This window comes from Demequina silvatica (assembly GCF_000971215.1).
GTDB classification, from domain to species: domain Bacteria; phylum Actinomycetota; class Actinomycetes; order Actinomycetales; family Demequinaceae; genus Demequina; species Demequina silvatica.
Map to the genome: position 1 here is coordinate 12355 of NZ_BBMA01000005.1, position 24930 is coordinate 37284.

General features: G+C 73.4%; 20 protein-coding genes. 6 read left to right on the forward strand and 14 right to left on the reverse strand.

Annotation, left to right across the window (positions count from 1 at the left end):
• Positions 1-58 precede the first annotated feature (58 nt).
• A complete protein-coding gene (locus AOM05_RS07565) occupies positions 59-889 on the forward strand; it encodes a class II aldolase/adducin family protein (protein WP_062520911.1) in 831 nt (276 codons plus the stop codon).
• Between the two features lie 271 nt (positions 890-1160).
• On the opposite strand, the gene fucO is transcribed toward AOM05_RS07565, so the two are convergent.
• Positions 1161-2327 (reverse strand): lactaldehyde reductase, encoded by a 1167-nt coding sequence (gene fucO / locus AOM05_RS07570; protein ID WP_062520912.1) that lies wholly within the window; start codon positions 2325-2327, stop codon positions 1161-1163.
• 149 nt (positions 2328-2476) lie between these two features.
• Positions 2477-3937: a glycoside hydrolase family 43 protein gene (locus AOM05_RS07575; RefSeq protein ID WP_062520914.1), complete on the reverse strand. Its 1461-nt coding sequence runs from the start codon at positions 3935-3937 to the stop codon at positions 2477-2479.
• Positions 3938-4402: 465 nt separating this feature from the next.
• Between AOM05_RS07575 and AOM05_RS07580 the strand changes: the two genes are divergently transcribed.
• A complete protein-coding gene (locus AOM05_RS07580; RefSeq protein WP_062521483.1) occupies positions 4403-6652 on the forward strand; it encodes an alpha-L-rhamnosidase in 2250 nt (749 codons plus the stop codon).
• On the opposite strand, the gene AOM05_RS07585 is transcribed toward AOM05_RS07580, so the two are convergent.
• Complete coding sequence (locus AOM05_RS07585; RefSeq protein ID WP_228373238.1) at positions 6649-7887, reverse strand: multidrug effflux MFS transporter; 1239 nt, start codon at positions 7885-7887, stop codon at positions 6649-6651. The two genes, AOM05_RS07580 and AOM05_RS07585, sit on opposite strands and share 4 nt — an antisense overlap.
• Positions 7884-8012: a hypothetical protein gene (locus AOM05_RS14685; protein ID WP_267127697.1), complete on the reverse strand. Its 129-nt coding sequence runs from the start codon at positions 8010-8012 to the stop codon at positions 7884-7886. The genes AOM05_RS07585 and AOM05_RS14685 overlap by 4 nt, the downstream gene beginning before the upstream one ends.
• Positions 8013-8112: 100 nt before the next feature.
• Between AOM05_RS14685 and AOM05_RS07590 the strand changes: the two genes are divergently transcribed.
• Positions 8113-8982, forward strand: coding sequence for a helix-turn-helix transcriptional regulator (locus tag AOM05_RS07590; RefSeq protein ID WP_062520919.1), 870 nt, complete (start codon positions 8113-8115; stop codon positions 8980-8982).
• Between the two features lie 33 nt (positions 8983-9015).
• Complete coding sequence (locus tag AOM05_RS07595) at positions 9016-10041, forward strand: zinc-dependent alcohol dehydrogenase family protein (protein WP_062520921.1); 1026 nt, start codon at positions 9016-9018, stop codon at positions 10039-10041.
• Between the two features lie 19 nt (positions 10042-10060).
• Here AOM05_RS07595 and AOM05_RS07600 read toward each other — a convergent pair whose 3' ends face one another.
• Both AOM05_RS07600 and AOM05_RS07605 read right to left on the reverse strand, forming a co-directional pair.
• Positions 10061-10510 (reverse strand): hypothetical protein, encoded by a 450-nt coding sequence (locus tag AOM05_RS07600; RefSeq protein ID WP_062520923.1) that lies wholly within the window; start codon positions 10508-10510, stop codon positions 10061-10063.
• Positions 10511-10603: 93 nt separating this feature from the next.
• The gene (locus tag AOM05_RS07605) at positions 10604-11599 is read right to left on the reverse strand and encodes an ABC transporter permease (RefSeq protein ID WP_082097364.1); all 996 of its coding nucleotides are present in this window, start codon (positions 11597-11599) and stop codon (positions 10604-10606) included.
• 104 nt (positions 11600-11703) lie between these two features.
• Between AOM05_RS07605 and AOM05_RS07610 the strand changes: the two genes are divergently transcribed.
• Positions 11704-12297, forward strand: coding sequence for a TetR/AcrR family transcriptional regulator (locus AOM05_RS07610; protein WP_062520925.1), 594 nt, complete (start codon positions 11704-11706; stop codon positions 12295-12297).
• A gap of 75 nt (positions 12298-12372) precedes the next feature.
• Here the strand turns inward: AOM05_RS07610 and AOM05_RS07615 are convergent, their stop codons facing one another.
• The 4 genes from AOM05_RS07615 to AOM05_RS07630 all read right to left on the reverse strand — a co-directional run bounded on the left by AOM05_RS07615 (position 12373) and on the right by AOM05_RS07630 (position 18292).
• Positions 12373-12834, reverse strand: a complete 462-nt coding sequence (locus AOM05_RS07615) for a hypothetical protein (RefSeq protein WP_062520927.1) — start codon at positions 12832-12834, stop codon at positions 12373-12375.
• Positions 12835-12924: 90 nt separating this feature from the next.
• Positions 12925-14169 carry a S1C family serine protease gene (locus AOM05_RS07620; protein ID WP_062520929.1) on the reverse strand — a complete coding sequence of 415 codons (1245 nt, stop codon included), beginning with the start codon at positions 14167-14169 and terminating at the stop codon, positions 12925-12927.
• Between the two features lie 279 nt (positions 14170-14448).
• Entirely contained in the window at positions 14449-15375 is a 927-nt protein-coding gene (locus AOM05_RS07625; protein WP_062520930.1) for an aldose 1-epimerase family protein, read from the reverse strand.
• Complete coding sequence (locus tag AOM05_RS07630) at positions 15368-18292, reverse strand: DUF5107 domain-containing protein (RefSeq protein WP_062520931.1); 2925 nt, start codon at positions 18290-18292, stop codon at positions 15368-15370. The genes AOM05_RS07625 and AOM05_RS07630 overlap by 8 nt, the downstream gene beginning before the upstream one ends.
• Before the next feature lie 122 nt (positions 18293-18414).
• Between AOM05_RS07630 and AOM05_RS07635 the strand changes: the two genes are divergently transcribed.
• Complete coding sequence (locus AOM05_RS07635; RefSeq protein ID WP_062520933.1) at positions 18415-19620, forward strand: cellulase-like family protein; 1206 nt, start codon at positions 18415-18417, stop codon at positions 19618-19620.
• Positions 19621-19623: 3 nt separating this feature from the next.
• Here the strand turns inward: AOM05_RS07635 and AOM05_RS07640 are convergent, their stop codons facing one another.
• From AOM05_RS07640 to AOM05_RS07655, 4 genes are all read right to left on the reverse strand, one after another.
• Complete coding sequence (locus AOM05_RS07640) at positions 19624-20487, reverse strand: AraC family transcriptional regulator (protein WP_062520935.1); 864 nt, start codon at positions 20485-20487, stop codon at positions 19624-19626.
• Between the two features lie 26 nt (positions 20488-20513).
• Entirely contained in the window at positions 20514-22799 is a 2286-nt protein-coding gene (locus AOM05_RS07645) for a beta-galactosidase (protein WP_062520941.1), read from the reverse strand.
• A 142-nt stretch (positions 22800-22941) separates the two neighbouring features.
• Entirely contained in the window at positions 22942-23586 is a 645-nt protein-coding gene (locus AOM05_RS07650) for a TetR/AcrR family transcriptional regulator (protein ID WP_062520943.1), read from the reverse strand.
• On the reverse strand, positions 23583-24929 hold the full coding sequence (locus AOM05_RS07655) for an MATE family efflux transporter (RefSeq protein WP_062520945.1): 1347 nt from the start codon (positions 24927-24929) through the stop codon (positions 23583-23585). The genes AOM05_RS07650 and AOM05_RS07655 overlap by 4 nt, the downstream gene beginning before the upstream one ends.
• Position 24930 lies beyond the last annotated feature (1 nt).

Below are 24930 nucleotides of genomic sequence, written 5' to 3' on the forward strand. Positions count from 1 at the left end.
TTTCACAACCTGAAGTCGCGGGGCGCTGAAGCCTCGCACCGGAGCCCTGGAGGACCCCGTGACCGTCACCGACCAGCCCAAGCCCACGCTCGACGAGATCATCGCCCAGATCGGCGAGGCGGGCGCCCGCATCTGCGACATCGAGGCCTCCGAGGCCGGCGCCGGCAACATCTCCGTCTACATGGGGTGGGACGTCGAGGTACGTCGCCACTTCCCCAACGCCGAGGAGATCGTGCTCCCGGTGCCCGCGCCCGCGCTCGCCGGCGGAACCGTGCTCGCCACCGGCTCCGGCCGCCGCCTGCGCCAGATCGCGCACGAGCCGCTCGCCGCGATCGGCGCCGTGAAGATCCACGAGGGCGGGCTCACGGGAACGCTCTACACGTCCAACACGCGCCGCTTCGCGCGGCTCACATCGGAGTTCAACTCCCACCTCGCGGTCCACCAGGACCAGGCCGAGCGCCGCGGCGTGGACTTCCAGGCCGTGGTCCACGCGCAGCCGCCGCACCTCACCTACCTCTCGCACGTGCCCGCGTACCGCGACACCGCGCGGATGAACGCGGCGATCCTGCGCTGGGAGCCGGAGAGCATCGTGTCGCTGTCGCAGGGCATCGCGGTGCTGCCGTTCTTCATCCCCGGCTCCGAGGAGATGGGCCGCGCGAACGTCGAGGGCCTGCGCGACTTCGAGATCACCCTGTGGTCCAAGCACGGCACCATGTCCCGCTCGGACATCTCCGTGTACCGCGCGGTCGACCGCGTCGAGTACGCGGAGACGGGAGCCAAGTACGAGTACATGGACCTGGTGGCCGGCGGCCGCGCCGAGGGCCTCACCAAGCAGGAGATCCGCGACGTCGCCGAGACGTTCTCGATCGCCTCGCCCTGGCTCGCGTAGCAGTTCGCCCATCCGCGACTGCGGCCCGCGATCCCCGCTCCGGGGGTCGCGGGCCGTTCGCGTGCCCGGCGGTGGCGGGGCGCGCCGCAGCGGGGCGCGCCGCAGGCGAGCGCCAGGCTGATACACCAGCGCCGATCCGCGCCAGCTTCTCTGCCGCGGGCTATCAATGGACCTCCGCCGCCCCGGCACATTCCCCGGGCGCACAGAAGCCCCGGACCGTCCAGGCCCGGGGCTCCCGCGCATCGTCCCGCTTCGCGAGACGTACGAAGCTCTACCCGACCGTCACGCCCAGCAGCGAGCGGTACAACGTCTCGAACTGCGCGACGGTGGTCTCGCGCGGGTTGCCGCCGGCGCAGACGTCATCGAACGCGGCCTGCGCGAGCGCCGGGATGTCCTCGACCCTGGCGCCGATCTCTTCGATGCCGAGCGGGTTGCCCAGATCGCGGGTGAGCGTGGCGACCGCCGCCACGGCGGCCTCGCGGGCCTCGTCGAGCGGCATCGCGTACGCGCCCTCGACGCCGAACGCCGCGGCGATGTCGCGGTACTTCTCCCCCGTCTCGGGCGCGTTGAACGCCATGACGGGCGCGAGCAGGATGCCGTTCGCGACGCCGTGCGGCGCCGAGTAGAACGCGCCCAGCGGGTGCGCCATCGCGTGCACGATGCCGAGGCCCACGTTCGAGTAGCCCATCCCCGCGATGTATTGCGCGAGCGCCATGCGCTCCATCGCCTCGCCGTCGCCGTCGGCGGCCGCGCGCAGCGACGCCGCGATCACCTGGATGGCCTTGAGGTGGAACAGGTCGGACAGCTCCCACGCGCCCTTGGTGGTGTAGCCCTCGATCGCGTGCGTGAGCGCGTCGAGGCCGGTCGCGACCTTGAGCGCGCGCGGCGCGGTCGCCATCATGTCCGCGTCCACGACGGCGAGGATCGGGATGTCGTGCGGGTCCACGCAGACGAACTTGCGGTTCCGCTCGACGTCCGTGATGACGTAGTTGATCGTGGTCTCGGAGGCGGTGCCGGCGGTGGTGGGCACCGCGATGATCGGTACCGACGGGTTCTTGGTGGGCGCGACGCCCTCGAGCGAGCGCACGTCCGCGAACTCGGGGTTCGCGACGATGATGCCGATCGCCTTGCACGTGTCCTGCGGTGACCCGCCGCCGACGGCGATGAGCACGTCCGCGCCCGCGGCCGTGAACGCCTCGACGCCGGCCTGGACGTTCTCGATCGGCGGGTTGGGCAGCACGTCGCTGTAGACCTCGTACGGGAAGCTGGCCGCGTCGAGCAGCGCGGTGACCTTGGCGGTCACCCCCGTCTCGATCAGCACGCGGTCCGAGACCACGAACGCCTTGCTGAAGCCGCGCGCCTCGAGCTCGCCGGGGATCACCTCGATGGAGCCGGCACCGAAGTACGCCGTCTGGTTCCAGATCATCCGATGTGCCACGTTGCACCTCCCAGTCCGGGCCCGCGCGCGGCGTCCCGCCGCTGGTGACACGCGCCCACGTCTTGAATCGTTTCAGGCGGTCGGAGGGTGCGCGAGGGGCTTTGGTCCCGGAGGGACGATGCGGTGGCTGGGTGGCCTCGAAGGCCGGGCTACCCGGTGGCGCGGTTGTACGTCACCTGCGCGATCGTCGCAGCGCCTCCGAGCGCCTCCACGCCGAGCATGCGACCCGTGAAGCCTCCGGCGACCTCGGTCGACAGGTACCGGCCGTCGCGCGCAGCGAGCACCACGAGCTCTCCTCCGCGCTCGATGCCGAGCTCGATCACGTCGGGGCCCGCGTTCTCGCCCAATGCAGGGGTGCTGCGTCGACACCGGATCGCGAGGCGGTCGCCAGGGCCCACCGCCTGGGCGCCCGCCGCCTGATCGAAGGGCGCGCTCTCCGCGCGGGCCCGCGCCACGCCGCCGATCAGCTCGACGCCGTACCAGTGCGTCGCGTCGAGGCGCACGGACAGGCACGCGTCGCCGTCGCGCACCCCCGCCGAGGCGTCCCAGTCGAGGTCGAGGACGCGGGCGCACAGCACCCGATCCTGCTCCGCCGCCGAGGCGGGACGCCCTGACTCGAGCAGCAGCCCCTGGCCCGCAGCCGCGAAGGATGCGGGCGCGACGGAGGGCGCGACCCAGCGAGGGTCGAGCCCCTGGCCGGCGAAGGAGTCGGACCAGGAGGTATCGCGCTCGACGGCCTCGAACCGCCCCTCGACCACCACCGGCCAGTCGTCGACCCAGTCGATGCCCGCGAGGAAGGTCTCGCGGCCCAGCACGTGGAACCGCGGGAACGACCCCTGCTGGCGGATGCCCAGGTGCACCATCGCCCAGGTACCGTCGCCGAGCTCCAGCAGGTCCGGGTGGCCGACCGCCTGCACGGGATGCTCGGTGGACCGATGGCTGAAGATCGGGTTGAGCGGGTGCGGCTCGAACGGTCCGCGAGGGCCGCGGGCGCGCGCGATCGACACGCCGTGGCCCAGGTGGGTGCCACCCTCGGCGACCAGGAGGTACCACCAGCCGCCTCGGCGGATCAGGTGCGGGCCCTCCGTGTCGGCGAGCCCTGTGCCGGTCCACACCACGGCCTCCTCCCCCAGCCGCTCTCCACTGCGAGGGTCGATGGGCACCTGGTGGATCCCGGCAGGATCGAAGCCGCGCCACGTGAGCAGGCACATGCCGTCGTCGAGCCACGCGAGGTCGGGATCGATGCCGGGGGTGCCCGGCACGAAGACGGGCTCGGACCACGGCCCCGCGGGGTCCGTCGCATGCGTGATCAGCTGCCCCTCCGCGAGCCGCCCGATCGACGTGGTGGCTATCCAGAACAGGCCCTCGTGGTGCCGCAACGTGGGCGCGAAGATCCCGGTGCTCGCGCCCGCCGCCCCGCGGGGCGCACGGATCACCTCGGCGTCGGGGAGCGCGTGCCCCACCAGCTCCCAGTTCACCAGGTCCATCGAGCGGTGGATGGGGACTCCCGGGACGTACTCGAAGGTCGAGGTCGCCAGGTAGTAGGCATCCCCCACACGACAGATGGAGGGATCGGGGTGGAAGCCCGGCAGGATCGGCGTCGAGGTCACAGGGTCCTTCCTAGCAGCCGGGGCGCGGCGGGTCTCCCTGCGACGCGACACCGGCCGACCGGAACCGCGTGCGCACGGGTCCGGCCGCGACTGCAGCCTCTTGCGCCCCGCCATGGCCGGCAGCGGCGACGGCCACCACCGGGGCGCATGCGAGGAGCGTGGCGCGCGCTCCCACGAGCGCATTCACACGAGCAGGTGTCGGTCCACGTCGCGCACGGGCCGGGGCGTCACCGAGTCGCCCGCGTTCGTGCCCGCTGCCTCCCGCCGGGAGGCACACCGCCCGACGGCCTCCCCGCTCACCGGAACGATGTGCTCCGTCGGCGGGGCGGCGGTCGGCAAGGACCGACCGCCCGCAAAGTGGCGACCCTCGGGCTCGCCGCCACTTGATACGATTCAATCATTCAAAGAATCGCGATGCGCCGTGGCACCCCGAGCTCCGGAGCGCGCCCGACCGCCGGAGCTCTCATGACCGTCACCGCTGCCGACCTGCTCGCCCATGCCACCGCCATCACCGCGGTCGCCGACCGTGGCATCGCACCGCTGTTCTCCACCAGCGTCGCGCTGGACCAGCCCGCGGCGGCGGTCGCAGCAGCGCGGCTCGTCGCGACGGCGCACGGCGTCTACGAGGCCACCGTCAACGGCATCCCCGCGACGGAGTCGGTGCTCAACCCGGGCTGGACCTCGTACGAGTGGCGCCTCCAGTACCAGGAGTTCGACGTCACCGAGCAGGTCGCGGCTGGCCCCGACGCGGTGGAGCTCGAGGTCCTCCTGGGCAACGGCTGGTACCGCGGCGCGCTGGGCTTCGACGGCGCCAAGGTCGACTACGGCCACGAGATCGCGCTGCTTGCCGCGCTCGAGGTCACCTTCGCGGACGGCACCACCCAGACCGTCGCGACCTCCCCCGCCTGGGCGGCCCGCGCATCGTCCACCACCGCCAACTCGCTGTACAACGGGCAGACCATCGACGGGCGCATCGAGGCCGGCGAGACTCTCGTGGTGCGCGAGACCGAGCTCGACCGCTCGCGCCTGCTGCCCCAGGTGGGCCCGCTGATCGTGCGCCACGAGGTGCTCGCGCCCGTGACGATCTGGACCTCCCCCGCCGGTCGCACGCTCATCGACTTCGGCCAGAACCTGGTGGGCTGGCTGCGCCTCACCGTCGCCGGCGAGGCCGGCACCGAGATCACGGTGCGCCACGCCGAGGTGCTCGAGCACGACGAGCTGGGCACGCGTCCGCTCCGCGCTGCCGAGGCCACCGACCGGTTCATCCTCTCGGGCGACACCGACGTGTTCGAGCCCACCTTCACGTTCCACGGCTTCCGCTACGCCGAGGTCACCGGCTGGCCGGGAGACATCGACCCCGACGCTGTCGAGGCCGTGGTGGTGCACTCCGACATGCGCCCCACGTCGAGCTTCGAATGCTCGAGCCCCCTGGTCAACCAGCTGATCCACAACTCGATCTGGGGCCAGAAGGGCAACTTCCTCGATGTCCCCACCGACTGCCCGCAGCGCGACGAGCGCCTGGGCTGGACGGGCGACCTGTCCGCGTTCGCGGCGACCGCCTCGTTCCAGTTCGACACCGCCGACATGCTCCACAAGTGGCTGCTCGACCTCGCCGAGGAGACCCGTCACGCCCAGGAGGGCGCGGTGCCCAACGTGGTGCCGGATCCGCTGAAGTACGTGACCGGCGGCGTGTTCGACCTCTTCCCCAAGTTCCCGAGCGCCATCTGGGGCGATGCCGCGGTGTGGGTGCCCGAGGCGCTATGGCACGCGTACGGCGATCGCGACCGCCTCGCCGAGTACTACCCCGGGATGGTGCTCCACCTCGAGGGCGTCGAGAAGCGTCTGTCCCCCACCGGGCTGTGGGAGGAGCAGTTCCAGTTCGGCGACTGGCTCGACCCCGACGCGCCGCCGGAGGCGCCCTTCAAGGCCAAAGCCGATAACTCGGTGGTCGCGACCGCATGCCTGTACCGGTCGGCGGCGTTCGCGGCGACCACGGCGCGCGAGCTCGGGCTCGAGGACGATGCGCAGCGCTGGGACGCGCTTGCCGCGCGCACCCGGGCGGCGTTCAACGAGCACTACGTCGCGGCCGACGGCGTGATCCTGTCGGACTGCACCACCGTGTACGCACTGGCGATCTGCTTCGGGCTGCTGGATGAGGACATGCAGGCCAAGGGCGCGGCACGGCTCGCCGAGCTGGTCCGCGAGCGCGGCCACATCATCACCACCGGCTTCGCGGGCACGCCGTTCGTCACGTGGGCGCTGTCGGAGAACGGCTACCTCGAGGACGCGTACGCCCTGCTGCTGCAGACCGAGTGCCCGTCCTGGCTCTACGCCGTCACCATGGGCGCGACCACCATCTGGGAGCGCTGGGACTCGATGCTGCCGGACGGCACCATCAACCCGGGCGAGATGACCAGCTTCAACCACTACGCGCTCGGCGCCGTGGCGGACTGGATCTACCAGGTGGTGGGCGGCATCCGCGCCGCCGCGCCCGGCTACGCGGCGATCCGCATCCAGCCGCAGCCGGGTCCCGGGATCGACTGGGTCAAGGTGGCCCACGAGTCGCCGGTGGGACGCATCGCGGTCGAGTGGTCCGTTTCCGCGGACGGCTTCGTGCTCGACATCGACTCGCCTCCCGGGGTGCCCGTCGAGGCGGTCCTGCCCGACGGCACCGTGGTCGCCTACGAGGGTGGCACGAGGCGGCTCACCGTCTAGGGTCCCGGGAGCGGTGTACGACGCACCAGGGCGCCGTACGCCGCCGTGCCCGCTGCGGTGGCGACGAGAACCACCACGGCGGTCGGCATCGCAGTCTCGGGACCGAGGACGCCGGCCAGGGGTGCCGCGGCGGCGCCTGCGGCGAAGCGGGTCATGCCGAGGATGGACGATGCGGTGCCCGCGAAGTGCGGGTAGTCGACCAGGGCGAGGGTGGTCGCCGGGGGCGACACCACCGCTGCCCCGGCGGCGATGAGGACGAACGCGGTGATGGTCAGCGGCAGCGATGGCAGCCACAGCGCGGTGACGAGCAGTGCCGCTCCGCCCGCGATCATGATCGCCAGGCCCACGGCGAAGACGGCACGGTCGCCCGCCCGCTCCGCAAGACGGCCGGCGGAGAAGCCTGCGACGGCGAATGCGGCGGCGTTGAGCCCGAACACGAGGGCGAAGGTGGACGGCGCGAGCCCGTAGATGCCTTGGAGGATGAAGGGCGCTCCGGCGAGGTACGCGAAGTAGGCGGCGGACGTGAGGGAGCTGGACACGGTCGCGCCGACATAGAGACGGTCGCGGGCGAGCACGCCGAGCTGTTCGCGTATGCGCCTCAGGCCACCGCTGGTGCGACGGTCTCGCGGCAGCGTGTCGGGGAACGAGACCGCGATGGCGGCGGTCACGAGGACGCCGACTGCCGTGAGGATCACGAAGAAGCCCCGCCAGGACAGGTGCTCGGCGAGGAACCCGCCGAGCACGGGTGCGACGATCGCGGCGAGGCCGGAGATCACGATGATGCGCGCGTAGTAGCGCGTGAGGCGCGCGCCCTCGTAGATGTCGCGTCCGACGGTCTGCGCGATCACCAGCCCGGCGCCCCCGGCGAGGCCCTGGAGGACGCGGGCTCCGACGAGCACCTCGATGGTCGGGCTCAGCGCGCACAGCGCCGAGGCGATCGTGTAGACCACCAGCCCGACCAGCAGCGGGGTGCGCCGTCCGAACCTGTCGGACAACGGGCCGGCGACCACCTGCCCGGCTGCGAGGCCGATCAGGCATGCGGTCATGGTCAGCTGCGCCGACGAGGTGGTGCCGTCGAGGTCGATCGCGAGCGACGGCAGGACGGGCAGGTACAGGTCCATCGACAGCGGACCGAACACCGTCAGCGCCCCCAGGACCATGGCGATCCACGCGCCGGACTCGCGCCGTCGAGACGGCTGTCGCTGGGCACGGGCCGTGCGCGACGTGGCGCTCACCACGCCCACCACAGCGGCTCGCCGGTCTTGTCGTCCACGGCGAGGGGCATGCGCTCGAGCGATGCCGTGGTGCCGAAGGGCCAGACGGCGATCAAGGCGAGCACCGCGACCGAGTACCTGTTCATGACCTCAGGAAAGCGCCGGACCGCCCACGGCGGGAGTCCCGCTGCTGACGTGCCCTTGCAGGGCATCCCACGCGCGGATGCGGCTCCCTATCCTGGCGCCATGGACAACCACAGCGAGGTGCGCGAGTTCCTGATGTCGCGCCGCGCACGCATCGAGCCGGAAGACGTCGGCCTGCCGCGCGGCGGCGACCGGCGCGTGCCCGGGCTGCGCCGGGGCGAGGTCGCCGCGCTCGCCGGCGTCAGCGTGGAGTACTACTCCCGACTCGAGCGCGGCGCGATCGCAGGCGCATCGGAAGCCGTGCTCGACGGTCTTGCGAAGGCGCTCCGGCTCGACCCTGCCGAGCGCGAGCACCTCTACCGCCTCGCGCACCAGGGTGCGCAGAGCAGCGGCCGGACGCGAGCGCGGCGCACCGGCGAACGACCGTGGACCCCGGAGCCGAGCATGCGCTGGCTGCTGGACTCCATGACCGACGCCGCCGCGCTGATCGGCAACGGCCGCACCGACCTGCTCGCCTGGAACACGCTTGGCGGCGCGCTGGTGGCGGACATGATCACCACCGCCACGACCCATCCGCCGAATTTCGCTCGCTACATCTTCCTCGAACCCAGCGCACGTCGTTTCTACACGGACTGGGACACCGTCGCCGCCGTCAACGTCGCGCAGCTCCGCACCGAGGCCGGACGCGATCCGCATAGCAAGCCGCTGCACGATCTGGTCGGCGAGCTGTCCACCCGGAGCGATCACTTTCGCGAGCTCTGGGGCCGCCACGATGTCTGGCAGCACGTTGCAGGCGTCAAGCGCTTCCACCACCCGGACGTCGGCGACCTCGAGCTCGCCTTCAACGGCCTCGACCTCGTGGGCCAGGACGCGATCCAGATGACGGTGTTCACCGCCGCACCGGGTTCCGCCTCCCACGAGGCGCTCGCGCTGCTCGGCGTCCTCGCCTCGACCCAGCACCACGCTCGCTGACGCGAGCCACCACCCCCAACTGAGGAGAGAGCCATGCGCGGAGCGCTCATGTACGGCCCCGGCGACGTCCGTGTCGAGGACCGCAAGGATCCGGTCATCGAGAATCCCACGGACGCGATCGTGCGGCTGGCCGCGTCCTGTGTCTGCGGGTCGGATCTGTGGGCGTACCGCGGCCTCGAGCCCCTCCCCTCCGTGCCCACCCCCATGGGCCACGAGTACGCCGGCACCGTGATCGCCATCGGCGACGCCGTCGCCAACGTGAAGGTCGGCGACTTCGTCGTCGGATCGTTCTTCGCCTCCGACAACACGTGCGAGATCTGCCGATCCGGCTACCAGACCCACTGCCCGCAGCGCGAGGCGGCCGCGCCCGGCGGCGCCCAGTCCGAGCTCCTGCGAGTCCCGCTGGCCGACGGCACCCTCGTCGCGACCCCCAGCGCACCCGAGCCGGACCTGATCCCGTCCCTCCTCGCCGCATCCGATGTCCTCGGAACCGGGTGGTTCGGCGCGGTCGCGGCCCAGGCGGGTCCGGACAGGACCGTCGCCGTCGTGGGCGACGGCGCGGTCGGGCTCCTCGCCGTGCTCGCCGCGCGCGAGCTCGGAGCCGCCCGCATCATCGCGATGAGCCGCCACGCGGACCGTCAGGCCCTCGCACGCGAGTTCGGTGCCACCGACATCGTCGAGGAACGGGGCGACGCCGGCGTCGCCCGCATCAAGGAGCTCACCGACGGCCTCGGCGCACACTCGACCATCGAGGCCGTCGGCACCCAGGAGGCCATGGACCAGGCGATCAAGGCCACCCGGGCAGGCGGCCACGTCGGCTACGTCGGCGTCTCGCACGACGTCACGCTCGACGGGCTTGGGCTCTTCTTCTCAGGAGTCCACCTGCACGGCGGCCCCGCCCCCGTGCGCCACTACCTCCCCGACCTCATCGGCCGCATCATGCGCCGCGAGATCGACCCCGGCAGGGTCTTCGACCTCGTCATCCCGCTCGATGACACCGCCGAGGCCTACCGGGCGATGGACGAGCGTCGCGCCATCAAGGCCATGCTCACCATGTGAGCCGACTCGTGCCACGCGCCTACGGCATCTCCCTCACGACCTCGCCGCCCAGGTCCACCACCGCGTCGAACTGCGCCGGGTCGGTGGTCGCGAAGATGTAGTGGTCGCCCTGGACTATCCCGGTGTCGGCGGAGGCCGCCTCGATCTCGGCGACGTCGCGCTCGAGCGAATCGGTGGTGAGGTAGATCGACAGCGTCGCCTCCGCGACCAGGTCGCCGTCCTGGTCGCAGACGTACTGCCATCCCGCGAGCACGCCCTCCCCCGCGGCCTTGCCGCCGGTCCAGGACTCGCAGGTCGCGACCTCCTTGATGCTGGCGATCGTCCCCGCGACGTCGACCGCCTCCGCGGAGATCGACTCCGTGGACGGGCTGGGGCTCGCCTCGTCGTCCGAGCTCGACGTGCATCCCGCGAGCACCGCGCCCGCGCTCGCCGCCACCACCGCCACCTTCACCACGCCGCTGATACGCATGAGGACTCCTCACCGAAGAAGAAACTGGCCGAATCGGGGCGGCTTTCGCCCCGATTCGACCAGTATGTGCCCCGCGCGGGCACGATGCGGCGGCTAGGAGGCCGCGACCGTCACCTTCTCGGCGGCGACGGTGCGCGTCCGCAGGCCCGCGACCACCAGCAGGATCGCGCCGAAGGCGGCCCACCCGAGCAGCACCGCGACCGGCTCGGCGATCGCGGCGCCGTCGAAGAATGCGACGTTGCGCAGCAGCGTGCCGGTGGCGCCGGGCGGGAGCAGCTGCCCGATCGCGCCCCACGGCTGGGGCAGCATCTCGGGCGCGCTCGTGAGGCCCGACAGCGGGTTGCCGAGGAACACGATGAGCAGCGCGCCCACCGCGATGCCTGGCCTGCCGAGCAGGCTCTCGAGGCCCAGCACCGTCATGCCCGTCGCGAGGATGCCGAGCATGGCCGCCGCGGCCGTCGCCCAGAAGCTGCCGGTGAGGGTCCCGAACCAGAACTCGAGGATGGACACCATCGCGAGCCCTCCGACGGCCGCGAACAGGCCCATGGCGGCGAGGCGGCGCCCCGTGCCGCGGATGAGCAGCGTGGTCGCGACGCCCGCGATGAACCCGCCGAGCGCGATCGGAAGCGCGCCGGCGGACAGGCCCACACCGCGCGGGTCGTCCTCGGAGGTGGGCACCACGTCGGTGACCGTGGCGGCGAGACCCTGCTGCGCCGCCGCCGCCTGGCCCACCTGCGTGAGAAGCGTCGCGACGGTCGGGCTCGCGGCGGTCGCGATCTCGACGCCGAGGCCCTCGGCCCCGACCACGAACGCGCCGTAGACCTCGCGGTCGAGGATGAGCGCCTCCGCCTCCTCCTGCGAGGCCGCGACCGTCACCTCGAACGCGCCGGGCTGGGCCGCCTCGAGCGCGCCCGCGATCTGGTCGGCGGCCTCGGCGGGTGCGACCACGGCGATGGGGACGTCGTGGGCGGCGGAGTGGACGGCGGGCAGGCCGAACGCCACGAGCATGGTGCTGACCAGCAGCGCCAGTCCCACGGCGAGGCCCACCACGGGCTTCCAGCTCTCGCGAGCGGTCGAGGACTCGGACATGGCACTTCTCCATTCGGGAGCGAACAAGATACGATACGTACCGTATCTTAACGCCGCGATAGGGTGCAACGGACCCACCGCGACCCGCGCCGGAAGGAGGCACTGTGGCCGACGCCCCCGCGCGCCGTCGCCGCTCCGGCGAGCTGCTCGAGGCCATCCGCGCCGCCGTCCTCGAGGAGCTCCGCGAGCGCGGCTACCCCGGCCTCACCTTCGAGGGCGTGGCCCGCCGCGCGGGCACCAGCAAGCCCGTCCTGTACCGCCGCTACGGCTCGCGCGCCGAGATGGCCGTGGACGCGTTCGTGTCGAGCAGGATCGCCACGCCGCCCGCCGACTTCGCGGGGCCGCTCCGCGAGGACCTCATCGCCCTGTTCCAGGGGATGCTCGAGCGGATCGGCCCGGAGGGCGTCCAGACGTTCCGCGGCGTGGTGGGCGAGGTGGACGATGCGACGGTCGCCCGGGTGGGGAACCTGGTGCTGTCGCAGGTGGAGGGCTGGCTCGGCGTGATCCTGGAGCGCGCACGCGCCGCCGGCGAGATCGGCGACGCGCCGGTGCCGCTCCGGGTGGTCCGCGCGATCGTCGCGCTCATGCGCAACGAGGTGCTGTTCGTGTACGGCGCCGCTCAGGCTCCCGACGTCGCCGGGATCGTGGACGAGGTGGTGCTGCCGCTCCTGCGCGTCTCGACGTCCCACCGCGCGTAGCGCCCCGGAGACGCGGAAGAACCCCGGAGACGCGGAAGGACCCCCGCCTGAGCGGGGGTCCTTCGGGGCGGTCCGTTACGCGGAGGCGAGCTCGCGCAGGACCTCGACGCCCTCGTTCTCGAGGCTCGCGATGTGCGAGCTGTCGGTGGTGGCGACCAGGTAGTGGTCGCCACGCAGCACGGCCGCGTCCGCGTTGGCGGCCTCGACGTTCGCGAGGTCGGCCTCGAGGTCGTCGGTCGCGTTGTAGATCGACAGGGTGGTCTCGGCCACGCCGTCGCCGTCCACGTCGCAGGTGTACTGGTAGCCCGCGACCACGTCGGCGCCGGCGAGCTTGCCGCCCGACCACACGCCGCCGAAGGTCTCGCAGCCGGTGAGGGTGTTGATGTCGGCGACGATGGTGCCGACGTTGGGTGCGGACTCGGCGGACGCGGAGGCGCTGGCGCTCGCGCCGGCCTCGGAGTCGGCGGCGCAGGCGGAGAGCGCGAGCGCGGCGGTCGCGGCGAGGATGGTCGCCTTCGCACCGATGGAGAAACGCATGGATCTTCCTTCTCTCAGGGGGACGTCCTTGGTGGGGACCAGAGAATCCTAGTGCGCTTTACGTCACCCTGTGCCCGCGCATCGTCCCCGCTACGCGGCCGGACCCTGTGCCAAGGTGACCGTGGCGTCCCAGGCCTGACCGACGGTGTCCGTCCAGGTGATCGCGACGGAGTCCCCCGGCTCGAACTCCGCCAGCACGGCGGAGATCTCCGCGGCGCTGCCCACGGACACACCGTCCACCGAGGTGATGGTGTCGCCGGCGGCCAGGCCCGCGGTCTCGGCAGGGGTGCCGCCGTAGACGTACTCGATCTGCGCCTGCCCGGACACCGCGACGCCGAGCACCGCGGGGTAGCCGATGGTCGCGCCGTCGGAGGTGTCGCCGGACCGGATCTGCGCAGCGATGTCGAGCGCATCGTCGATCGGGATGGCGAACGCCGTGACGTCGGCGCTGCCCGTCGAGGCGGCGGTGGTCATGCCGATGACCTCGCCCTCGCTGTCGAGCAGCGCGCCGCCCGAGTCGCCCGAGACCACGGCGGCGGAGAACTCGATCATGCCGTCGAGCGTCTCGCTCGCGGTGGTGAAGTCCGCGGAGGTGGTGACCGAGGACTCGAGCCCCGTCACCGAGCCGTCCGCCGCCATGAGCACGCCGCCGCCCGACGCGTTGCCCACCGCCGTGATGGCGTCGCCGGCGGTCACGCCGTCGTCGTCGATCGCGACCGTCGTGAGACCGGAGGCGCCGTCGAGCTGGAGGAGCGCGACGTCGTCGTCCGCGTCGGAGCCGATCACGGTGGCGGAGTAGGTCTCCCCCGTCGCGAGCGTGACGGTGATCTCCGTCGAGTCCTCGATGACGTGGTTGTTGGTGAGGACCAGGCCGTCGCTCGTGAGCACCATGCCCGTGCCGGCGGCCTCGCCCTGGTCGTAGCCGAGCACGGTGTCGATGAGCACCACGCCGGTGGACGCGTCGCTGTCCGCGACGGTCGCCTCCGCCTGGGTCGAGACGCCCGCGCCGTACCCCGAGTCGCCGCCCGGGTAGCCGCCCTCGCCCGGCCACGTGCCGCCGTAGCCGGGGTCAGAGGGGACCTCGGTGGGCGCGTCGCCGAGCGCGGGCGTGTCCTCGAGTGCGGTGGAGTTGTCGACCGCCGCGGTCTCCTCCTCGGCGGTGACGGTGGCGGTGCCCGCGTCGGCGACGTTGACGCCGATCGCGACCCCGCCCAGCAGCAGGCCCGCGGCACCGAGCACGGTGCCCGCGCGGCGCAGCCCGGAGCGGCGGCGCGGCGGCTTCCACTCGATCACGGCCTGGCTCGAGGCGGGGGGCAGGTACGGGTCGTCGTGCATCGCAGTCTCCTTGGATGAGGTCCTGCCACTACCTCATCGCGCGGAGCCGGGACCCGACTGGGAGGAACCAGGGAGAATGCTGAGAACGGCGGCCGGAGCGCCTGGGCGACTCCTCGCCAGGCTGGGGGGCAACTGGCGAGGAGCCGCGTCCTCAACGTACGAGCACACTCCTGCGCATCCGCGAAGCCACGCTGGCCGTGTCGGGCGATTCGTCTGAGATCGCAGGATTCGTGCGCTCCTCCGCGAGCGGGTGCGCCAACGATGCGCACGGTTCGTGCGTCACGCCCCGTCGAGGCCCCGGATGCGGAAGGCCGCGGCGACGCGCCCGCCCGGCGGCACCACCAGGAGGTCCCGCGCCGAGTTCAGCGCGTCCGGCGGGCAGGTCATCGGCTCGATCGCGACGCCGGCCCGCGGCGGCCCCACGCTCGGCTCGTCCGCCGTGTACGCATGGAGCCAGCGGTACGCGCCGTCCACCGCCAGCTCGACCCCCTCGCCCCCGGGCGCCGTGAGCCGCGCCCTCGCCCAACCGTCGGCGTCGCGGCGCAGCGCGGTGAAGGCGTGGTTGAGGCGTGCCGGCCCGATGGCACGGGGTTCGCGGAAGTCGAGCGACCCTCCGTCGTGCCGGGCGACGGGGACGATGCGCTGGGGCAGCAGGCGGTCGGGCGTCACCAGCATCGCCTCGCGTGCCGGGAGGCGGAGCGCCCAGTCGTCGACCGCCCGCTCCGCGGGGAGCCCGGCGAGCAGGTACGGGTGCACGCCGAGCCCGAGCGGCGCGCTCGTGTCGGACAGGTTCCGCGCCTCGACCTCGTGGGTCAGTCCGCCCGCGTCGACGGCGACAGCGACGGTGACCGCGAGCCGCCACGGGTAGCCGTCGCTCGGCTCGAGGGTCGCCGCGAGGACCACCCGGTCCGCGCCGCGGTCGAGGAGCGCGAAGGGCAGGTTCGCGACCAGGCCGTGGTTCGCGGTCCGGCGCGCCGGCTCGTCGATGGGGAGACGATGCGTGCGTCCGGCGAACGCGTACGTCCCGTCGGCGGTCCGGTTGGGCCACGGCGCCAGCAGCGCCCCGCGCATGTCGGGACGCTCCTCGCCCGCTCCGAAGGGGACCACCAGGTCCCGCCCGCGGTACCGGAGCCGTCGCAGGGTCGCACCGATGCCCGCGACGGACGCCTCGTAGCCACCCGCGGCGATCACGTGCTGGTCACTCACGGGCGAACAGGAGCAGCTCGGGCAGGCTGGTCGCGAAGTAGTCGGTGACGCCGTCCTCGCGCACGGGAGCCGGCGGCGCGTAGCGCGCCCATGCCTCGCCCAGGCTCGCGGGCGGGTCCGTCACGTCGAGGCCGAGCGCGGCATGCGTGCGGTCCCAGGCGGCGAGCGCGCGGCCCTCACCGCCCTCCCACGGGTGGAACGCGCGCGAGGTGAGGATGGCGAGCGCCTCCGTGGCCCGCCCCTCAGCCACGAGCAGCTCCACGTACTCGATGGTGAGGTCGTCGCGCGTAAGCACCAGGGCCTCGACCTGCTCGAGCATCGCGAGCCGGTCGGCGGAGGTGTGGCCCAGCCGCGACGCGAGCTGGTCGCGCTCGAACAGCAGCCGCGCGTCGTCCGGCGCCACGGCGAGCGCCTGCGCGTAGCGCTCCCACGCGAGCGCGTCGTCGTGCGCGACGTTGTACGCGACCAGGCCGGCGTTGCGCAGGAGCACCGGATCCTCGAGGCCCAGCGCGATGGCGGCCTCCCAAAGCGCGCCCGCCTCGTCCCGACGGTCGACGTCGTAGAGCAGCATGCCCAGGAGCGAGCGGGCGACCGCGTCGTCGGCGTCCGCGGCGACGGCCGCCTCGAGCGCGTCGAGGGCGTCGAGCCCCGCGGGGAAGGCGAGCGTCCGGTCCGCGCGGCGCGCCGCCTCGCGGCGCGCCGCGGCCTCGGCGGTCCGTCCCGCGCCGTCAAGCATCGCGGCGGCCAGGTAGTGCGCCACGGGCCGGACGTTGCCCGCCCCCGTGACCGGCGCCGCGACGGCGGCGTCGAGAGCGGCGAGCGCGCCGTCCACGTCGCCCGCCTTCGCGAGGTCCAGCGCGACGTCGACCAGGGTCCCCGGGTCCGTCGCGACCTCCCGGCCGGCGAGCACCCGCAGGGTCGCGTCGAGGAGATCGGACCCGAGCGCGAGGTCGAGCACGCGGGCGGCCTCCGCCTCCCTGCCGAGCCGCCGCAGCACGATCGCCCGCACCGCCGCACGGCGTGCGTCGTGCCCCACCACCCCGTCGAGCGTGTCGAGGACCCGCAGCGCGGCGCGGTTGCGGCCGCCTCGCGCGAGCAGCCGTGCGAGCTCGAGCCCGGCCGCCGGCGCCCACGTGCCGTCCCAGCCCGCCTTCCCGAAGGCCCGCTCCGCCTCGTCAAGCCGGCCCAGTCGCGTCAGCGACAGGCCTGCCAGGTAGAACGCCTCCGCGTCGGTGGGGTTGGCGTTGCGGCGCGTGAGGCGGGCGAGCGCCCGCTCGACGCGGTCGAGCGCCTCCCCGTACCGCCCGGACCGGTAGAGCCGGTCCGCCACCGCGAGCAGCGTGGGGACGTGGCCCGGGTCGCGGCGCAGCGCCTCGTCCCAGTACCGCAGCGGCGACCGGGTCGGGTGGCGGTACTGCGCGAGGTGCAGCCCCGTGAGGTAGAGCTCCTCGACGCTCGCGGTGCGGGCCGGCGACGGCGGCTCCTCGGCGACCCAGGGCTCCTCGTCGGGCGCCGCCGCGGGCTCCCAGCGCACCAGCAGGGCTCCGGCCGCGTCGCGCAGCTCGAAGGCGGCGTCCGCGCGGGCCACCGCGGCCTCCAGCGTCCCCACCTCGCCCGGGACGAGGTCGATCACGCGCTCCGCCGCCACCGTCCCGCCGCGGAGCATGCGCGCCACCGCCCCCCGCTGGGGCGAGGTGACCGCGAAGGCGGCCACCGCATCGTCCCCTCCGGAGACGTTCACCACCGCGTCGGGCGTGGCCTGGTGCGCGGGTCCGATCGCGGGGATCGGGAACCAGTGCTGCGTGAAGACCTTGGTCTCGCCGGGCAGCAGCCAGCTGAAGTCCGGCTGGTTGTCGGTGTAGACGCCTGCCATGAGCTCGACGTACGGGCCGTCGCCGTCCGTCAGCTGACCGTCCCACGCATGCCCGAACGGGGCGTCGCCCCAGGTCCACTGCTTCTTGCCGGACGACAGGCGGCGCTCGGCCCAGTGGACGAAGCCCGCGCCGGCGGTGTGGTCGTAGCCGCCGAAGAAGTCCTGTTGCGAGTCGACGATCATGTACGAGGTCGGGACCGGGATGTTGCGGTACCAGTCGAGCCGGTCCGCCCCGGGACGCTCGGCCGCGAGCGCCGGATAGTCGACGTTGTAGTACGGCCGGTCCGCGGCCGGGAACGCGGTGAGGGCGCGCCGCGCGTGGTCGGCGACGTAGCGGACGTCCTCCGGGAAGAACGACTGGTAGCCGTCGTGGACCCGTGCGGCCACGTTCGCCCACCACAGGAAGGTCTGCCGCTCGCTCGAGCGGTTGTGCACGCGCACCACCAGCTCGACCACGGAGCTGTCGGGCCGGAGCCGGATGCCGTGCTGCGCGGACATGCGCGCGAACGGGTCGTGGTCGTGGCACCACACGGTGACGGCGCCGTCCGCGCCCGTCTCGATCGCCGTCTCGACGGCCAGGTACGTGGCGGGCCGGTGGTGCTGGGGCCAGTTGAACTCCACGCCGCCGCTGATCCACGGCCCCGCGAGGCCCACCAGCGCGGGCTTGATCACGTTGTTGCGGTAGAAGAAGTCGTAGCCGGTGGTCTTGTCGTAGCCCACGTGGATCCGACCGCCCAGCTCGGGAAGGACCATGAGCCGCACGTACGCGTTCTCGAGGTGGACGGCCCGCCAGTCGCGGGTCACGGCGGTGTCCGCGACCGACTCGGTGAACGGCAGCGGGTACACCTTGCCGCTCGACCCCTGGTAGACGCGTCGGTCCAGGTACATGGGGTACGGGCTGGGCTCCCCCGCCTCGTAGGTGCGGATGGGCACGGGCTGCTCCCACGCCACGGCGCCGCCGGCCTCGAGCGCGGCGGCCAGGTGTGCGGGGGCGTCGGGGAGGACGATTCGCGCCTCATCGTGCTGAGCGTCGTTGCCGGTCATGACTGCAACCTAGGCGCGCGCACGCGCCCCACCCATGGGCGTTCGCGTGCCCGGCATGGACGAAGCGACGATGCGCGGGCCGGGTCGCGCGCGCGGCCGCACCTGTCGCCTAGCCTCGGCTTGTGCCGACCGCCGACGACCGCCTCGCGATCTCCCTGTGGGACTTCTCCTGGTACACCCGCGCCGCCGACGCGTACGCCGACCTCGACGCCGCCGTCGCGCAGGCGGTCGAGCGCGGCTACAACGCCCTGCGCATCTGCGCCGCGCCGCTCTACCTCGCCGGCGGCCACGGCCTCCCCGAGACCCTCACGCTCACCGGCATGGGCGCGGGGCGGGGCGCCGGCACCCGCTGGTACGACGTCCGCACGCCCGCGACGGTGGATCTGCACGCGCGCCTGTTTGCGCTGCTCGAGGCCGCCGCACGCCGCGGCGTGCGGATCATCCTGTCGAGCTGGGAGCACCAGCAGTCCCCCGCCTTCGCCGCGGACCATCGCTGGTGGCGCGCGATCGACGCGGTGCCGCTCGAGGACCGGCTCCGGCGCCTCGCGTCGGCCACGTCCGTCCTGCTCGGCGAGATCCGCGCGGCCGGTCTGCTCGACACGGTCGCGTTCGTCGAGCTGCACAACGAGGTCGACTTCTCCCGCGTGCCCGCGAGCCCGGACGCGATCGACGAGGCGATCGCGCTGGTGACGCGCGACCACCCCGACGTGCCGGCCACCGTGAGCTACGGCAGGCCCCCGCACCTCGACATGGGCTCGCTGCCGCGCGGCCTCCAGGTGGGCCAGTTCCACGTGTACGCGTACGGCGTGCTCGACGCGTTGCAGCGGCGCATCGACGTGCGCGACACCGGCAGCGAGGGCTTCCCCAACGCCGCGCTGACGGCGCTGCTGCGCGACGACGCGCCGTCGGTCGAGGAGTACGGCCGGCCCGAGCCGTGGCGCCTCGAGGCGACGGTGGTGACGGATCAGATGCTCTACACCTACGACCACGTCGACCCCGAGCGTTGGGACCTCTGGCTCTACGACCACTACGGCGAGTACCGCGCGCTCATGCACCAGGAGATCCGCTCGCGCGTGCGGGCGATCGGCGCGTGGGCGCGACGCGCGGACGTGCCCTTCGTGATCGGCGAGGGCTGGGTCGGGTACACGCCGCTCGCCAGCACGTTCGAGGACGGGCCCGTGGGCAAGGACCTCGCGGAGGCCGGCATCACGGAGGCGGTCGAGCAGGGCGCGTGGGGCGCGGTGCCCACCTCCAACGCGGCGCCTCACCACCCGCTGTGGGCCGACGTCGCCTGGCAGCGTCGCGCGACCGCCATGATCCGCGGGTAGCGCTCAGCCCTTGCGCAGCTCGCGGTACTCGCTGGGGCTCATCTCGTGCGCCTTGCGGAACTGGCGCGAGAAGTACAGCGGGTCCGGGTACCCGACCGCGGACGCGACGTCCGCGATCCTCATCGGGGTCGAGTCGAGCAGCTGGCGCGCGGCCGCCATGCGCCGGCCGGTCACGTACGCGAGCACCCCGGAGCCCGTCGCGCCGCGGAACAGCGCGGAGAGATGCGACGCGGACACGCCCACCATCGCGGCGAGGTCCGTCACCCTGATCGACCCGTCGAAGCGCTCGTCGATGTAGCGCATCGCGCGTCCGAGCGGGTCGCCGCGTTCGGGCATCGCGCGGTCCACCGCGACCTGCGTGAGCAGCTTCCACGCGCACCCCGCAGCGCCCACCAGCTGCGCCGCCGCAACCGACCGCTCGAGCGTGGTGACCATCTCCTCGAGGAGCGCGACCGCGCGCTCGGGATGGCGCAGGGACGCCACGGGCCGCTCGAGGGTGAGGCCGGTGGCCGCCACCAGCTCCGCGACGTCGGTGCCGCGCAGGTGGCACCACCAGATGGTCCACGGCGCCGCCTCGGACGCGCCGTAGCGATGCGGCACCCCGCCGGGGATGACGGCGACCGCGCCGGCCCCCACTCCGGTGCGCACGCCGGCGACCTCGACCCACCCGGAGCCGCTCACGCACAGGATCACGATGGTCTCGGCGACGCCGTGCGGGCGGCTGCGCGCGTGGAACCGGGCCGCGGGGAAGAACCCCGCGTCGGTGACCACCAGGCGTCGGGTCACGGGGCCGCGGAGCGCCTCGGTGACGCGCGCCCGCTCGACCACGTGCATCCGCTGATGCACGAACCCGTCGACCTGCTCCACGGGGCCATCGTGCCAGGCCTCCCCCGTCACGCCAGCGCGATCGTCACCACGGGTCGCGCCATCGCCGAGCGCAGCTCGAGCACGGGCGCGCCGCCCGCGGGCCGGACGCGGCTGTCGACGTGCACGCCGGCGGAGGGGTTCCACGCGAACGCGCGCAGCGTGAGGCCGTGGGCGCGGATGGCGTCGCGGTGCGGCAGGAGGTCCACCTCGAGGCGCCGCCCGGACCAGAACTGGTCCGCGAGGAGCGCGTCGCCCGCGGACAGCCGGAGCGCGTCCCCGGTCCAGTCGAGCTCGAGCATCAGCTGCTCGACGCCCTCGAACCACGCGTCCTCGACGGCGAGCGAGACCGGCTCGAGCGCGGCGAAGTCCGCGTCGGTGGGCGCGGAGAGGCGCCCGGAACGGGGGTCGGTGCGCACGGGCGCGGTGACGGGCGCCGGCCGCGCGCCGAGCGCGACGGCGTGGGGCGCGTGGCCGCGCGGCACGGGGTGGCGGACTAACGGCCCCGCGGTGCCGCTGGCGTCGGTCGCGAGCGGCGGCAGCGCCAGCAGGGACGATGCGCGGGCCGGGGGCGCCACGCGGACGCCGGCGGCGTCGAACCACACCTCGCCGTCCCACAGCAGCACGGTGTCGCGGCCGTCGATCTCGCCTCGCCAGACCGTGTCCGCCTGCGCCGCGGTGAGGAACACCAGATCCGTGTCGCCGACCGTGACCACGCAGCCGGGGCCGGGCGGACCCTCGGGGCGCATGATCTCGGTCGCGCCGTCGCGCTCGACCTGCAGCTCGACCTCGATCCCGTCCGACGCGGCGAACAGCACCACCGTGCGGCCATCCACCCGGAGCTCGGTGACGGGCTGAGCGGTCGCCGTGAGGGCGGGTATCGACCCGAAGGGCTGGCGCAGCGGCCAGACGGTCGCCGTGCCCGCCGGGACCCCGGTGGGCCGGGAGGGGACGGTGACCGCAGCATCGTCCATCAACACCTCGAAGGCGACCGCCTCGAGGTCGGGAAGCGGTGCGACGGCGGGTTGGTGGGTGTTGAGGAACAGGAAGCCGCGCGCGCCGTCGGCGCGGACGGACCAGCGGGGTCCGCCGTCCGTGGGCTCGGGGATGGTCGCAGGCAGGGGCGCCAGGGCGTGTCCCCACGAGCGCAGGAAGAGGTGCTGGCGGCGCAGCGCGTGGAAGTGCGGGCGCTGGCGGCCGTGGGCACTCAGCGGGGCGAAGAAGTCGTAGTCGCGGACGGGCACGTCGTTCGGGTAGCCGGTCGCGTGCGACTCCTGGGTGGGCGAGAGCGCCCCGATGGGGTGGGTGCCGCCGTGGTAGAGGTAGTAGCCCTGCCAGGCCGAGCCGGAGCCGAGCTTGGTGAGCGCGAGCGCGGCCACGTCCTCGGGATCGACGTGGGGGCGACGGTGGTACGCGACCGTCATCCCGCCGCCCAGCTCGCACGTCGCGTAGGGCCACGGGTCGCCCGCCCCGAGCGGCGCACCGTCCCCCACCACCGCGGCCTCGGCGCGCAGGTCGGCGCCCACGGTGAGGTCGTCGCGCACGGCGGAGAAGGTGAAGTGCGTCGCGCCGAACGCGGGCCATTCGACGTCGGACTCCTCCCAGAATCCGTCGGAGTAGCCGGCGTAGACGGGCAGGACCCCGCGCGGCGGGAGCTGCGCGCCACCCCAGCCGGTCGCGGTCCACAGGCTCGCGTGCATGCCCGCCTCCTCGGCGAGGCGGCGCAGGGTGGCGAGGTGGGTGGGCTGGTCGTAGAGCTCGTTGTCGACCTGGATGCCGATGACCGGCGCGTCGGCGTTGTCGGGTCCGTGGAAGAGCCCGCGGGTCTGCGCGGCGATGGCGGCGAACCAGAGCCGGACGTGGGCGAGGTAGGCGGGGTCGTCGGTCCGGTGGGCGATGGGCAGCGCCTGGAGCCAGTCGGGGAAGCCGCCGTTGCGCGTCTCGCCGTGGGCCCACGGGCCGATGCGCAGGATCACCTTCAGCCCCACGCGGTGGGCGGTCTCGACGAAGGCACGCACGTCGCGGGCGCCGTCCCAGCGCAGGTCGCCCTCCGCCTCCTCGTGGAGGATCCACAGCAGGTAGGTCGCCACCACGTCGACGCCGCCGGCGCGCATCTTGCGCAGCTCGCGCTCCCACCGCTCGGGCAGGTCGCGGCTGAAGTGGTACTCCCCCATCACCGGGATCCACGGGACGCCCTCGCGCTCGAGGTGGGTGGTGGTGACGGTGATCGCGCCGCGCGTGCCGGCGGGGTCGCCCATGTCGAGCGGGGCGGGTGCCGCGGGCGCGGGTGCGTTCACGCGGAGCTGGTGGACCATGGCGCCTCCTTCGGCCCTGGGGGTGCGACGGCGCACTCCGGGCGATCCCGTCACACGCTAGCGGCGCCGGCCTGCTCGGGCGGATGCCCGATCGCGCGGCCGCATGGACGGATCGCGTGTCGCGTGCGCGAGGCGCGCGGGGTCAGCCGGTCCGTAGGTCCGCGGCGACCACCTGCGCGAGCCACGCGCGCACCCGACGCGGGAGGTCCACAGCGTCGGGGTCGAGCAACCACTGCACCTGGAGCCCTTCGATGAGGGCGATGAGGTCGGAGGAGAGCCCGTCGAGATCGACGCCGGGACGGAGGAGACCGCGGGACGCCGCCTCCGCGAGCGCGTCGTCGATGTCGCGGCGGAGCCACCGGTAGCGGTCCGCGAAGTAGCCATGCGCGGGGTGCTCCGCGTCGGCCGCCTCGGTGGACAGGGTCGCGAACAGCGCGATGAGCTCGCGCTGGGTGACGTTGTGCTCGAGCACGCGCATCAGTCGCGTGAGGTAGTCGATGCCATCCTTACGGGCGTCGCAGCCGGCGAAGAACAGCTCCCCGTTGACGCGGTCCCGCTCCTCCAGGACCGCGGCGAGCAGCGCCTCCTTGGTGGGGAAATGGTGCTGCAGTCCCGCACGCGAGACGCCGCAGGCGGCGGCGATCTGCACCATCGAGGCGCCCCGGTAGCCGCCCGCGGAGAACGCGGCGAACGCCTCGCGCAGGATCTGCGCGCGGCGGCGGTCGCCCTTGGCGTAGGCGCGCTGGCGTGCGGCGATGGGGCCCTCGTCCTCGTGCACCGTGGTCATGCGGCCACCCCGCGCAGGCCGCGGGACCGCCGCAGCAGGACGATCGCCGCGGCGGCGGACAGCAGCTCGCCGAGCGGCAGGGCGATCCAGATCCCGGTGGGGCCCAGCGTGGACAGGCCGATCACCAGCGGCAGCTTGATCGCGACCACGGTGCCGACGGACAGCGCGTAGGACGGCCGCGCGTCTCCCACCGCCTGGAACAGGCCGGAGACCAGCGGCGCGACACCCGAGAATGCGAACCCGATCGCGATGATACGCAGCGCCGTCACCGCGGTGTCGCGCGCCTCCCCGGCGTCGAGGAAGAGCGCCGCGAGCGGCTGCGCGGCGAGAGCCACGGCGAGTCCGGCCACCGCGCCGTAGATCACCGTCGCGCGGGTGGACAGGGTGGCCGCGCGCGCCGCCCTCGACCACAGGCCGGCACCGGCGGAGAAGCTGACCGCGGGCTGGGTGCCCTGGGTGATGCCGATCTGGGGCATGGTGACGAACGTCTGCAGCCGGGCGCAGACCGCGAACGCGGCCAGGGCGGCGGCGCCCGCGGCGGCGAGCGAGGAGTTGACCACGGCCACGACCGCGGTGGCCCCGACGCCTGCGAGGAAGGACGGCGCGCCGACGCCGATCATGGCCCGCAGGGTGCTCCTGTGGGGGCGCAGGTCCGCCGCGGCGATCCGGTACGGACGTTCGCGCTGACCGAAGAAGAACCACAGCGCCAGGGCCGCCGATACCGCCTGGCCGCCCACAGTGCCCAGCGCCGCCCCGGTGACCCCGAGGTCGAGCCCCAGGATCAGCAGCGGGTCGAGCACGATCTGCACCACCACCGCCGTCACCCAGATCAGCGTCGAGAACCCGAGCCGCCCCTCCGCGCGCACGATCGCGGAGAACCCCGTGGAGACCAGAGCTCCGGCGAGGATCACCGCCGCGTACGGGCGCGCGTACGGAAGCGTCGCATCCGTCGCGCCGAGCATCCGCAGGAGCGGATCGAGGAACGTCAGGCCGAGCACCGCCGTGACTCCCGCGACCGCCCAGAACAGGGCGAGCGCGTTGCCCGTGGCGCGCGCCGCATCGTCCGGCCGCCCCGACCCCAGCGCGCGGGAGACCAGCGAGGCCGCGCCCACCCCCACCGTGGTCGAGACGGCACCCACCAGCAGGAGGAGCGGCGTCGCCAGCGTCACCGCGGCGAGCGCCGTCTCCCCCACCATGCGGGACACGAACCATGCGTTCGTGAGCGCGTAGACGCCGTAGATGCCCACCGACGCCGTGGTGTTCGCGCAGGACCACCACAGCAGGCGCCCGAGGGGGCGCGTGCCGAGCTCCTCCGCTCGGGTGCCGGTGGGCAGCGACGCCACG

Bases quoted from the DNA above. Each gene is read 5' to 3' on its own strand.
- AOM05_RS07580 (WP_062521483.1), top strand. From the start codon at position 4,403: ATGACCGTCACCGCTGCCGACCTGCTCGCCCATGCCACCGCCATCACC.
- AOM05_RS14685 (WP_267127697.1), bottom strand. From the start codon at position 8,012: ATGAACAGGTACTCGGTCGCGGTGCTCGCCTTGATCGCCGTCTGGCCC.
- AOM05_RS07590 (WP_062520919.1), top strand. From the start codon at position 8,113: ATGGACAACCACAGCGAGGTGCGCGAGTTCCTGATGTCGCGCCGCGCA.
- AOM05_RS07595 (WP_062520921.1), top strand. From the start codon at position 9,016: ATGCGCGGAGCGCTCATGTACGGCCCCGGCGACGTCCGTGTCGAGGAC.
- AOM05_RS07600 (WP_062520923.1), bottom strand. From the start codon at position 10,510: ATGCGTATCAGCGGCGTGGTGAAGGTGGCGGTGGTGGCGGCGAGCGCG.
- AOM05_RS07605 (WP_082097364.1), bottom strand. From the start codon at position 11,599: ATGTCCGAGTCCTCGACCGCTCGCGAGAGCTGGAAGCCCGTGGTGGGC.
- AOM05_RS07615 (WP_062520927.1), bottom strand. From the start codon at position 12,834: ATGCGTTTCTCCATCGGTGCGAAGGCGACCATCCTCGCCGCGACCGCC.
- AOM05_RS07620 (WP_062520929.1), bottom strand. From the start codon at position 14,169: ATGCACGACGACCCGTACCTGCCCCCCGCCTCGAGCCAGGCCGTGATC.
- AOM05_RS07630 (WP_062520931.1), bottom strand. From the start codon at position 18,292: ATGACCGGCAACGACGCTCAGCACGATGAGGCGCGAATCGTCCTCCCC.
- AOM05_RS07645 (WP_062520941.1), bottom strand. From the start codon at position 22,799: ATGGTCCACCAGCTCCGCGTGAACGCACCCGCGCCCGCGGCACCCGCC.
- AOM05_RS07650 (WP_062520943.1), bottom strand. From the start codon at position 23,586: ATGACCACGGTGCACGAGGACGAGGGCCCCATCGCCGCACGCCAGCGC.